Origin of the sequence: Bacillus cereus group sp. BfR-BA-01441 (assembly GCF_022663075.1) — a bacterium.
GTDB lineage: Bacteria > Bacillota > Bacilli > Bacillales > Bacillaceae_G > Bacillus_A > Bacillus_A cereus.
The window spans coordinates 37,656-48,412 of the sequence record NZ_JAKUEU010000040.1; the positions used below are offsets into that span (position 1 = coordinate 37,656).

Below are 10,757 nucleotides of genomic sequence, written 5' to 3' on the forward strand. Positions count from 1 at the left end.
AAGATAAGTGGTGAGAATATGATTTTTGTATTGGATGTAGGGAACACAAATGCTGTACTAGGTGTGTTTGAAGAGGGGGAACTTCGTCAGCATTGGCGCATGGAAACAGATCGTCATAAGACAGAAGATGAATATGGAATGCTTGTAAAGCAATTGCTTGAGCATGAGGGTCTTTCGTTTGAAGATGTGAAAGGTATTATTGTGTCTTCAGTCGTACCACCAATTATGTTTGCTTTAGAGCGCATGTGTGAAAAATATTTTAAAATTAAACCGCTTGTAGTAGGGCCTGGGATAAAAACAGGACTAAATATTAAATATGAAAATCCGCGTGAAGTAGGCGCAGACCGAATTGTAAATGCAGTAGCAGGAATCCACTTATATGGAAGTCCGCTCATTATTGTTGATTTTGGTACGGCTACTACATATTGTTATATTAACGAAGAAAAACATTATATGGGTGGAGTTATTACGCCAGGAATTATGATTTCAGCAGAGGCTTTATATAGCAGAGCAGCAAAACTTCCTCGTATCGAAATTACAAAACCAAGCAGTGTTGTTGGGAAAAATACAGTAAGTGCGATGCAATCTGGTATTCTTTATGGTTATGTTGGACAAGTGGAAGGTATTGTTAAGCGTATGAAAGAAGAAGCTAGACAAGAACCTAAAGTTATTGCAACAGGTGGATTGGCAAAATTAATTTCCGAAGAATCGAATGTAATTGATATTGTAGATCCGTTTTTAACGTTAAAAGGTTTGTATATGTTATATGAACGTAATGCAAATTTACAGCATGAGAAAGGTGAATAAATACGTATGAAAGATTATTTAGTAAAAGCGTTAGCATTTGATGGAGAAGTGCGTGCGTATAGTGTGCGTACAACAAATACAGTAAGTGAGGCGCAAAGACGTCATGATACATGGAGAACAGCTTCAGCGGCACTAGGGCGTTCTTTGACTGCGGGTACAATGATGGGCGCAATGTTAAAGGGCGAGCAAAAGTTAACGATTAAGGTAGAAGGTAACGGTCCAATTGGCCCTATCTTAGTAGATGCTCATGCAAATGGAGATGTACGTGGTTATGTAACGAATCCGCATGTTGATTTTGAAGGAACAGAACAAGGGAAGTTACGTGTATATCAAGCGGTAGGTACAGAGGGGTTTGTAACTGTAATTAAAGATATTGGAATGCGTGAGCCGTTTATTGGTCAATCTCCAATCGTTTCAGGAGAATTAGGAGAAGACTTTACGTATTATTTTGCAGTTTCTGAACAAACGCCTTCTTCTGTAGGTGTTGGTGTTCTTGTAAATGGAGATGATAGCATATTAGCGGCAGGTGGATTCATCCTTCAAATTATGCCGGGTGCGCAAGATGAAACGATTTCATTTATTGAAGACCGTTTACAAAAGATTCCACCTGTATCAACGTTGATTGAACAAGGTCTTTCTCCGGAAGAGCTACTATATGCAGTTCTTGGAGAAGATAAAGTAAAAGTATTAGAAACAATGGATGTTCAATTTAATTGCACATGCTCACGCGAGCGTATTGAGAGTGTATTAATTAGTTTAGGTAAAACAGAGTTAGAGCAAGTTCGTGAAGAAGAGGAAGAGACAGAAGTTCACTGTCATTTCTGTAATGAACGATACAAGTTCTCTAAAGAAGATATTACAAATTTAATCGAGAATTTGTAATAAGGGAATTAAGAGGAGCAATCCTCCAAATGAATTGACAAACAGGGAATTTTCTGACAAAATCTAAATATAGATAAAACCAATAAAAATACTCGGTGTTAGGAGTGACAGGAATGCGAGTGGCACAATCAGTTTCAGAATTAATCGGGAAAACGCCGATCGTTAAGTTGAACCGCATCGTAGAATCAGACAGCGCAGATATATACTTAAAATTAGAATTTATGAATCCGGGGAGTAGTGTTAAAGATCGTATCGCATTAGCTATGATTGAAGATGCTGAAAAAAAGGGATTATTAAAAGAGGGCGATACAATCATTGAGCCGACAAGTGGTAACACAGGAATTGGTTTAGCGATGGTAGCGGCTGCTAAAGGATATAATGCAATCTTAGTAATGCCAGAAACAATGAGTATTGAGCGTCGTAATTTATTACGTGCTTACGGTGCGGAATTAGTATTGACTCCAGGGCCTGAAGGAATGGGTGGAGCAATTCGTAAAGCGACTGAATTAGCAAAAGAACATGGCTACTTTATACCACAACAGTTCAAAAACCAATCGAATCCAGAAATTCACCGTTTAACAACAGGTCCAGAAATTATTGAACAAATGGGCGACCAATTAGATGCGTTTATTGCAGGTATTGGTACAGGTGGAACGATTACTGGTGCTGGTGAAGTACTGAAGGAAGCGTATAAAGATATTAAAATTTATGCAGTAGAACCTGCAGATTCACCAGTATTATCTGGTGGGAAGCCAGGTCCACATAAAATCCAAGGAATTGGGGCGGGATTTGTTCCGGAGACGTTGGATGTAGAAGTATATGATGAAATTATTCAAGTGAAAACAGAGCAAGCATTTGAATATGCGAGAAGAGTGGCTAAAGAGGAAGGTATTTTAGTTGGTATCTCTTCAGGCGCAGTTATTTATGCAGCAACAGAGGTTGCGAAAAAGTTAGGTAAAGGGAAAAAGGTACTTGTTATTATCCCGAGTAACGGTGAACGTTATTTAAGTACACCACTTTATCAATTTGAATCCTAATTAAACGCGATTGAAAAAGCATCCTTGAAAAAGGGTGCTTTTTCTTTTGGGATTGGAAATAGGAAAAGAGTGAATGACTAGAAAACTTCATGTAAAATAAGAGGTAGTATAATTAAATTATTTTCACTAGCCTTCGAGTATAATCAATCTCTATATAAATAACTTATGTAGTTTGAGCTGGTTTATCTAAGAGGGTGGGATAAAAGAAGACGGGGTGTTGATATGCAACGAAGAAAATCTTTAGCGCTTTCTATTCCATATCAGTTAGATTTCTTTAAGCAATATAAATTTCTTTCTCAGGGTAAATCGCAACATATTTTGTTAGAAAGCGGCCGTGGCGGTCGTTATAACATTGTAGGGCTGAACCCAGTAGCGGTAATTCGAGGGAAGGATGAAACGTTACATATAAGTGAAAGTGGTAAGGAAACAATAAAACGAGGGAATCCGTTAGATTTAATGCAAGAATATATGGAACAATGGAAGACGGACTATAACCCAGAGTATCCGCCTTTTCAAGGTGGTGCAATTGGCTATTTCAGTTATGACTGTATCCGTTATATTGAAAAGCTGCCTTCTCTTGCGGAAGATGATATTAATATACCTGACATCTTCTTTTTGTTATTTGATGACGTATTTGTCTATGATCAAAAAGAACAAGTGTTATGGGTTATTACGCATTATGTAGATAAATATGAAGAGGCGAAAGAACGGCTAAATGAGTGGAAGAGTCTTTGGATGACAGAAGCGCCTGAAGTGACCGTGCCCTTTGAAAGTCCTGAAAAGAAAAGCGAAGCAGTTGCTTTTACTGAAGCCAGCTTTATGAAGGCAGTTGAATGTATTCAAGAATATATTGGGGCGGGTGATGTGTTCCAAGTAAACTTGTCGACGAGACAAGAAAGAACGTTACAGACACACCCGCTAGAAATTTATACAAGTCTTCGTGAGATTAATCCATCTCCATATATGGGTTACCTGGAGCTTGGGGATTTTCAAATTGTTAGTGGATCGCCAGAGTTGTTAATTAAGAAACAAGGAACTGAAGTAAGTACAAGACCGATTGCTGGAACGAGATCTAGAGGTGCGGATGAGCAAGAGGATGAAGAATTAGCAAGAGAATTAATTGAGAACGAAAAAGAAAGAGCAGAGCATGTAATGCTTGTGGATTTAGAAAGAAATGATTTAGGACGTGTTTGTAAATATGGCACTGTAGAAGTAGATGAATTTATGGTAATTGAGAAATACTCACATGTTATGCATATTGTTTCTAATGTGCGTGGTGAGGTGGAAGAAGATAAAGATGCTTTTGATTTAGTGAAGGCTGTATTCCCTGGGGGAACAATTACTGGTGCCCCAAAAATACGTACGATGGAAATTATTGAGGAATTAGAACCTGTTCGAAGAGGGATTTATACAGGTTCAATCGGTTGGATTGGTTATTCTGGAGATACAGAATTGAATATTGTAATTAGAACACTTCTTGCTAAAGATGGAAAAGCTCATGTACAAGCAGGGGCGGGAATTGTAATTGATTCAAATCCGGAAAATGAATATAAAGAGTCGTTAAAAAAGGCGATTGCTTTATGGCGTGCAAAAGAACGTAGCGAAGAAACGGTTAGGTGAGAGAAATGATATTAATGATTGATAATTATGATTCTTTTACATTTAATTTAGTGCAGTTTCTTGGAGAACTTGGACAAGAGCTCGTTGTTAAACGTAACGATGAAGTGACCATTTCAGATATTGAGAATATGAAACCAGATTTTCTAATGATTTCTCCAGGCCCATGTAGTCCTAATGAAGCTGGGATTAGTATGGAAGCTATTAAATACTTTGCTGGAAAGACTCCGATTTTTGGTGTTTGTCTAGGGCATCAATCTATTGCACAAGTGTTTGGGGGAGAGGTTGTCCGTGCAGAGCGATTAATGCATGGAAAAACGTCGCTTATGCATCATGATGGAAAGACGATTTTTTCGGATATTCCTAATCCGTTTACTGCGACGCGCTATCATTCCCTTATTGTTAAGAAAGAGACGTTACCCGATTGCTTAGAGGTAACATCTTGGACAGAGGAAGGGGAAATTATGGCACTTCGTCATAAGACATTACCGATAGAGGGTGTGCAATTCCATCCAGAATCTATTATGACTTCTCATGGGAAAGAGCTGTTGCAGAATTTCATTCGTAAATACAGTCCAAGTGCGACATTATGTTAATTTACGTAAATGGTCAGTATGTAGAAGCAAGTGAAGCGAGAATTTCTCCTTATGATCATGGTTATTTATATGGTCTTGGAGTTTTTGAAACGTTTCGTATTTATAATGGTCATCCTTTCTTATTGGATGATCATTATAACCGTTTAATAGAGGCGCTGGATACATTGCAAATTAAATGGACAATGACAAAAAATGATGTGATGCTTATTTTGAAAGATTTACTCGCTAAGAATGAATTGAAGCATGCATATGTACGTTTTAATGTATCGGCGGGTATAGATGAAATAGGATTACAAACGGAAATGTATGAAGAGCCTTCTGTTATTGTTTTTATAAAACCTTTAACAGCTCCAGGGGATGTAGTGGAAAAAGAAGGTGTTATTCTAAAACAAGTGCGAAATACACCGGAAGGGACATTTCGCCTGAAGTCTCATCACTATTTAAATAATATTTTAGGGAAGCGTGAAATTGGAAATGTTGTGAGTAAGGAAGGTATTTTCCTCACTGAAGCAGGTTATGTTGCAGAGGGCATTGTTTCGAATCTATTCTTTGTGAAAGGTGATGTTTTATATACACCTTCGTTAGAGACAGGGATTTTAAATGGTATCACTCGTGCGTTTATTATAAAGAGTGCTGAAGAATTAAATATAGAAGTAAAGGAAGGTTTCTTTACAAAAGATGAGTTATTTTCAGCGGATGAAGTCTTCGTAACAAACTCCATTCAAGAAATTGTTCCGCTTTATCGTATAGAAGCGCAGGATTTCCCGGGTAAAGTAGGAGTGGTTACAAAAAGTTTAATGTACCTTTATGGAATGCAAAGAGAGAAATTATGGAGCAGAAATGAATTACGAAGAGGAGATGTGTAGTTTGAAGTGGGATTATGATTTGCGCTGCGGCGAATATACATTGAATTTAAATGAAAAAACATTAATTATGGGGATTTTAAATGTAACACCAGATTCGTTTTCTGATGGTGGGAGTTACAACGAGGTAGATGCTGCGGTACGTCACGCAAAAGAAATGCAAGGTCAAGGTGCTCATATTATTGATATTGGTGGCGAATCTACTCGCCCAGGTTTTGCTAAAGTATCAGTAGAAGAAGAAATAAAGCGAGTTGTCCCGATGATTCAAGCAGTTTCAAAAGAAGTAAAATTGCCTATATCTATCGATACATATAAAGCTGAAGTTGCAAAGCAAGCAATTGAGGCTGGTGCTCATATTATTAATGATATTTGGGGAGCGAAGGCGGAGCCAAAAATTGCTGAAGTCGCAGCTCATTATGATGTACCCATCATTTTAATGCATAACCGCGATAATATGAATTATCGTAATTTAATGGCGGATATGATTGCTGATTTGTATGACAGTATTAAAATTGCTAAAAATGCTGGTGTGCCAGATGAGAATATTATTTTAGATCCAGGTATCGGTTTTGCTAAAACACCTGAGCAGAACTTAGAGGCGATGCGTAATTTAGAACAGTTAAATGTGCTAGGTTATCCAGTTCTCTTAGGTACTTCGAGAAAGTCCTTTATTGGGCACGTATTAGATTTGCCAGTGGAGGAACGCCTTGAGGGAACAGGAGCTACCATTTGTCTTGGTATTGAAAAGGGCTGTGAGTTTGTTCGTGTCCATGATGTGAAAGAAATGGCGCGTATGGCTAAAATGATGGATGCGATGATTGGTAAGGGGGTAAGGTAATTGGATAAAATTTATATCCATGATATGGAGTTTTATGGTTATCATGGTGTGTTCCCAGAGGAGAATAAATTAGGTCAGAGATTTAAAGTTGACTTAACGGTGGAGTTGGATTTAAAGCGTGCAGGGGAAAGTGATGACTTAGAGCATTCGGTCAATTATGGAGAGCTTTTCGAATTATGTAGAAAAGTTGTTGAGGATAGAAAGTATAAGCTTGTGGAGAGTATCGCTGAAAATATTGCTGCAGATATATTAAAACAATATGAAAGTATTTCACGCTGTACAATTAAGGTAATTAAGCCGGATCCACCGATACCGGGTCATTATCGTGCTGTAGCAGTAGAAATTACGAGAGAACGTCCATGAACAATATAGCTTACATTGCATTAGGGTCAAATATTGGAGAGCGTTATACGTATCTAACTGAAGCGATTCAGTTTTTAAATAAAAATCCTTATATTCAGGTTGATGATATTTCATCTGTATATGAAACTGAGCCAGTTGGCTATACTGACCAAAGTTGCTTTTTAAATTTAGTTATAAAAATTTCTACCAATTTATCACCACAAGAGTTATTGAAAGTAACACAAAAAGTAGAAAATGACCTAGGAAGAAAAAGGGAAATTAGGTGGGGGCCGAGGACTATCGACCTTGACATTTTACTTTATAATCAAGAGAATATTGAAGCAGAGAATCTTATTGTTCCGCATCCGCGGATGTTTGAAAGAGCTTTTGTTATCGTTCCGTTGTTAGAGATTAATCAAGACATAAAACAAAACATTTCACGTTCACAAGTAGAAGAAATGAAAAGGCGAGAGGGAGTAACGGTATGGAAGCAGAAAAATGGGGAAGACGCATTCGTGCTTTTCGAAAGCTAAAAGGCTATACACAAGAAGGTTTTGCTAAAGAACTAGGGGTATCTGTATCTGTTTTAGGTGAGGTTGAGAGAGGGAATAGATCGCCTTCTCAAGATTTTGTAGTAGAAGTTGCTAAGGCATTAAATGTTTCGATAGAGGAATTAATGCCAAAGTGATTGTACAGGAAGGAGTAGGTTGATTGTTAAAGATTGCAAATATCGAGATGAAAAATCCGGTTGTACTAGCACCGATGGCGGGAGTGTGTAACTCTGCATTCCGTTTAACAGTAAAAGAATTTGGTGCCGGCTTAGTTTGTGCTGAAATGGTAAGTGATAAGGCAATATTACTTAATAATAAAAGAACATTAGATATGTTATATATCGACGAGAGAGAAAAGCCATTAAGTTTACAAATTTTTGGTGGAGAGAAAGAAACTCTTGTAGATGCTGCGAAATATGTAGATAAATATACGACAGCAGACATAATTGATATTAATATGGGTTGTCCAGTGCCGAAAATCGTTAAATGTGATGCGGGGGCAAGGTGGCTTTTAGATCCGAATAAAATATATGAAATGGTAGCAGCGGTTGTAGATGCTGTAGAAAAGCCGGTTACAGTTAAAATGCGTATCGGTTGGGATGAAGAACATATTTTCGCAATAGAAAATGCTAGGGCTGTTGAGCGTGCTGGTGGCCAAGCTGTGGCGGTTCACGGACGTACACGAGTGCAAATGTATGAAGGAAAAGCGGATTGGGATATTATTAAACAAGTAAAACAATCTGTAAATATCCCGGTTATCGGAAATGGTGATGTCGCAACGCCGCAAGATGCAAAGCGTATGCTTGATGAAATTGGTGTAGATGGTGTTATGATTGGTCGTGCGGCTCTTGGAGATCCGTGGATGATTTATCGTACGGTAAAGTATTTGGAGACAGGTGAATTAATGCCGGAACCAACAGTGCGCGAGAAAATTGATGTATGTATGTTACATCTAGATCGTCTTATTGACTTAAAGAACGAAAGTGTCGCTGTAAGAGAGATGAGAAAACATGCAGCTTGGTATTTAAAAGGTGTTCGTGGTAATGCGAGTGTACGTAATGGTATTAATGCTTGTAACACACGGGAAGACCTTGCGAATGTGTTAGGTACATTTGTAGAAGAAGTGGAAGCGAAACAACAAACAATTTACGTTGGTTAATAATGGACATAGGAGATTGACATTCTTCTATACACTTCCTATAATTACGTGAAAGAAAGAAGAGCTGCCAGTTAGTTGCTGGCAGTTTTTCTAGTTGAGTAGAAAATGCTATACTGTATATATTGTAAAATTAAATAGAGCTGGAGTGATATCAATATCATGGATAACATGAACCACGAAGAATTAAACGACCAATTGATTGTTCGTCGTGAAAAGCTACATAATTTACGTGAACAAGGAATTGACCCGTTCGGTAAAAGATTTGAACGCACAAATTCAACAACTGATTTAGTGAGTCTATATGGAGAGTTCTCTAAGGAAGAATTAGAGGAGAAGGAAATCGCTGTTTCTATCGCTGGTCGTATTATGACAAAACGCGGAAAAGGGAAAGCTGGATTTGCACACGTTCAAGATTTACATGGACAAGTTCAAATTTATGTTCGTAAAGATGCTGTTGGAGATGACGAGTACGAATTATTTAAAACAGCAGATTTAGGTGATTTAGTAGGTATTGAAGGTAAAGTGTTCAAAACAAACGTTGGAGAACTTTCAGTAAAAGCAACAGGCTTTACGCTATTAACGAAATCTCTTCGTCCATTACCAGATAAATACCATGGATTAAAAGATGTTGAACAACGCTACCGTCAACGTTACTTAGACTTAATTACAAGTATGGAAAGTCGTGAAACGTTCGTTACTCGTAGTAAAATCATTCGTGAGATGAGAAGATACCTAGATGACAACGGTTATCTTGAAGTGGAAACACCTATGATGCATGCAATTGCAGGTGGAGCTTCTGCGCGTCCTTTCACTACACATCATAATGCGTTAGATATGGAATTATATATGCGTATCGCAATTGAGCTACATTTAAAGCGTCTTATTGTGGGTGGTTTGGAAAAAGTATATGAGATCGGCCGTGTATTCCGTAATGAGGGTGTATCAACTCGTCATAACCCTGAGTTTACAATGATTGAATTATATGAAGCATACGCTGATTATAAAGATATTATGAAGTTAACAGAAGATATGGTTGCTCATATCGCGAAAAAAGTACTGGGTACAACAACAATCCAGTATGGTGATTATGAAATTAATCTAGAACCAGAATGGACACGTCTTCATATGGTAGATGCGATTAAGCAATACTCTGGAGCTGATTTCTGGAATCCGATGAGTGTAGAAGAAGCACGTGAGCTTGCAAAAGAACATAATGTAGAAATTAAAGATACAATGGAAGTTGGTCATATTATAAATGAATTCTTCGAACAAAAAGTAGAAGATAAATTAATCCAACCAACATTTATTTACGGTCATCCGGTAGAAATCTCGCCGCTTGCGAAAAAGAATGATGAAGATCCAAGATTTACAGATCGTTTCGAATTATTTATCGTTGCGCGTGAACATGCAAATGCATTCACTGAGTTAAATGATCCAATCGATCAAAAAGAACGTTTTGAAGCGCAATTAAAAGAGCGCGAACAAGGTAATGATGAAGCTCATATGATGGATGACGATTATATTGAAGCTCTTGAGTACGGTATGCCTCCTACGGGTGGATTAGGAATCGGTATTGATCGTCTAGTTATGTTATTAACAAATGCACCATCTATTCGTGATGTATTATTATTCCCTGCTATGCGCCATAAACAAGACTAAGCTTTGGAGATTTCTCCAAAGCTTTTTTTATTTGAGCATGAGTTGCGTGGGTATAGTAAGTCTTGATAGTGCGAGAAATTATATTTATATAGAAGAAATGTGCTGTTTTTATACTTTTTTACTAAGTTAAAAATTTTATTAGAAAAACTATTGCATTTTAATAATCAAACTGGTATATTTATATTCGTTGCCACGAAAGGTAACAAACAAAACAAACGAAAAACAACTTATTGAAAAAAGTTGTTGACGAAAATATAACGAAATGTTATATTGATAAAGTCGCTTCTGAGCGACGAAGTAGTTCTTTGAAAACTGAACGAAACAAACAACGTGAAACGTCAATTTTTATTTTAGATGCTAGACAAACTAACTTTATTGGAGAGTTTGATCCTGGCTCAGGATGAAC

At 37.5% G+C, this 10,757-nt stretch carries 12 protein-coding genes; all 12 read left to right on the forward strand.

What is annotated here, in order from left to right; all coding sequences use genetic code 11:
- Positions 1–18 precede the first annotated feature (18 nt).
- The 12 genes from MR107_RS17465 (at position 19) to lysS (ending at position 10,351) form a co-directional block, all read left to right on the forward strand.
- Positions 19–807, forward strand: coding sequence for a type III pantothenate kinase (locus MR107_RS17465; protein ID WP_000578368.1), 789 nt, complete (start codon positions 19–21; stop codon positions 805–807).
- Between the two features lie 6 nt (positions 808–813).
- Positions 814–1,689: a redox-regulated molecular chaperone HslO gene (hslO, locus tag MR107_RS17470; RefSeq protein ID WP_000656372.1), complete on the forward strand. Its 876-nt coding sequence runs from the start codon at positions 814–816 to the stop codon at positions 1,687–1,689.
- A gap of 113 nt (positions 1,690–1,802) precedes the next feature.
- On the forward strand, positions 1,803–2,726 hold the full coding sequence (gene cysK / locus MR107_RS17475) for a cysteine synthase A (protein WP_001261712.1): 924 nt from the start codon (positions 1,803–1,805) through the stop codon (positions 2,724–2,726).
- A 222-nt stretch (positions 2,727–2,948) separates the two neighbouring features.
- Positions 2,949–4,346 carry an aminodeoxychorismate synthase component I gene (gene pabB, locus MR107_RS17480; RefSeq protein ID WP_001189720.1) on the forward strand — a complete coding sequence of 466 codons (1,398 nt, stop codon included), beginning with the start codon at positions 2,949–2,951 and terminating at the stop codon, positions 4,344–4,346.
- Positions 4,347–4,351: 5 nt separating this feature from the next.
- Positions 4,352–4,939, forward strand: a complete 588-nt coding sequence (pabA, locus tag MR107_RS17485) for an aminodeoxychorismate/anthranilate synthase component II (RefSeq protein WP_000602290.1) — start codon at positions 4,352–4,354, stop codon at positions 4,937–4,939.
- Positions 4,933–5,805: an aminodeoxychorismate lyase gene (gene pabC / locus MR107_RS17490; protein WP_086404255.1), complete on the forward strand. Its 873-nt coding sequence runs from the start codon at positions 4,933–4,935 to the stop codon at positions 5,803–5,805. The genes pabA and pabC overlap by 7 nt, the downstream gene beginning before the upstream one ends.
- On the forward strand, positions 5,780–6,640 hold the full coding sequence (gene folP / locus MR107_RS17495) for a dihydropteroate synthase (protein WP_140158308.1): 861 nt from the start codon (positions 5,780–5,782) through the stop codon (positions 6,638–6,640). Before pabC ends, folP begins: the two co-directional genes overlap by 26 nt.
- Entirely contained in the window at positions 6,641–7,003 is a 363-nt protein-coding gene (folB, locus tag MR107_RS17500) for a dihydroneopterin aldolase (RefSeq protein WP_000358062.1), read from the forward strand.
- Positions 7,000–7,515 (forward strand): 2-amino-4-hydroxy-6-hydroxymethyldihydropteridine diphosphokinase, encoded by a 516-nt coding sequence (gene folK / locus MR107_RS17505; RefSeq protein ID WP_001059450.1) that lies wholly within the window; start codon positions 7,000–7,002, stop codon positions 7,513–7,515. Before folB ends, folK begins: the two co-directional genes overlap by 4 nt.
- Positions 7,467–7,670, forward strand: coding sequence for a helix-turn-helix domain-containing protein (locus MR107_RS17510; protein WP_000387031.1), 204 nt, complete (start codon positions 7,467–7,469; stop codon positions 7,668–7,670). The genes folK and MR107_RS17510 overlap by 49 nt, the downstream gene beginning before the upstream one ends.
- 23 nt (positions 7,671–7,693) lie before the next feature.
- Positions 7,694–8,692 (forward strand): tRNA dihydrouridine synthase DusB, encoded by a 999-nt coding sequence (dusB, locus tag MR107_RS17515; protein WP_000912251.1) that lies wholly within the window; start codon positions 7,694–7,696, stop codon positions 8,690–8,692.
- A gap of 159 nt (positions 8,693–8,851) precedes the next feature.
- Positions 8,852–10,351, forward strand: coding sequence for a lysine--tRNA ligase (gene lysS, locus MR107_RS17520; protein WP_000369668.1), 1,500 nt, complete (start codon positions 8,852–8,854; stop codon positions 10,349–10,351).
- The last annotated feature ends 406 nt before the right edge of the window (positions 10,352–10,757 follow it).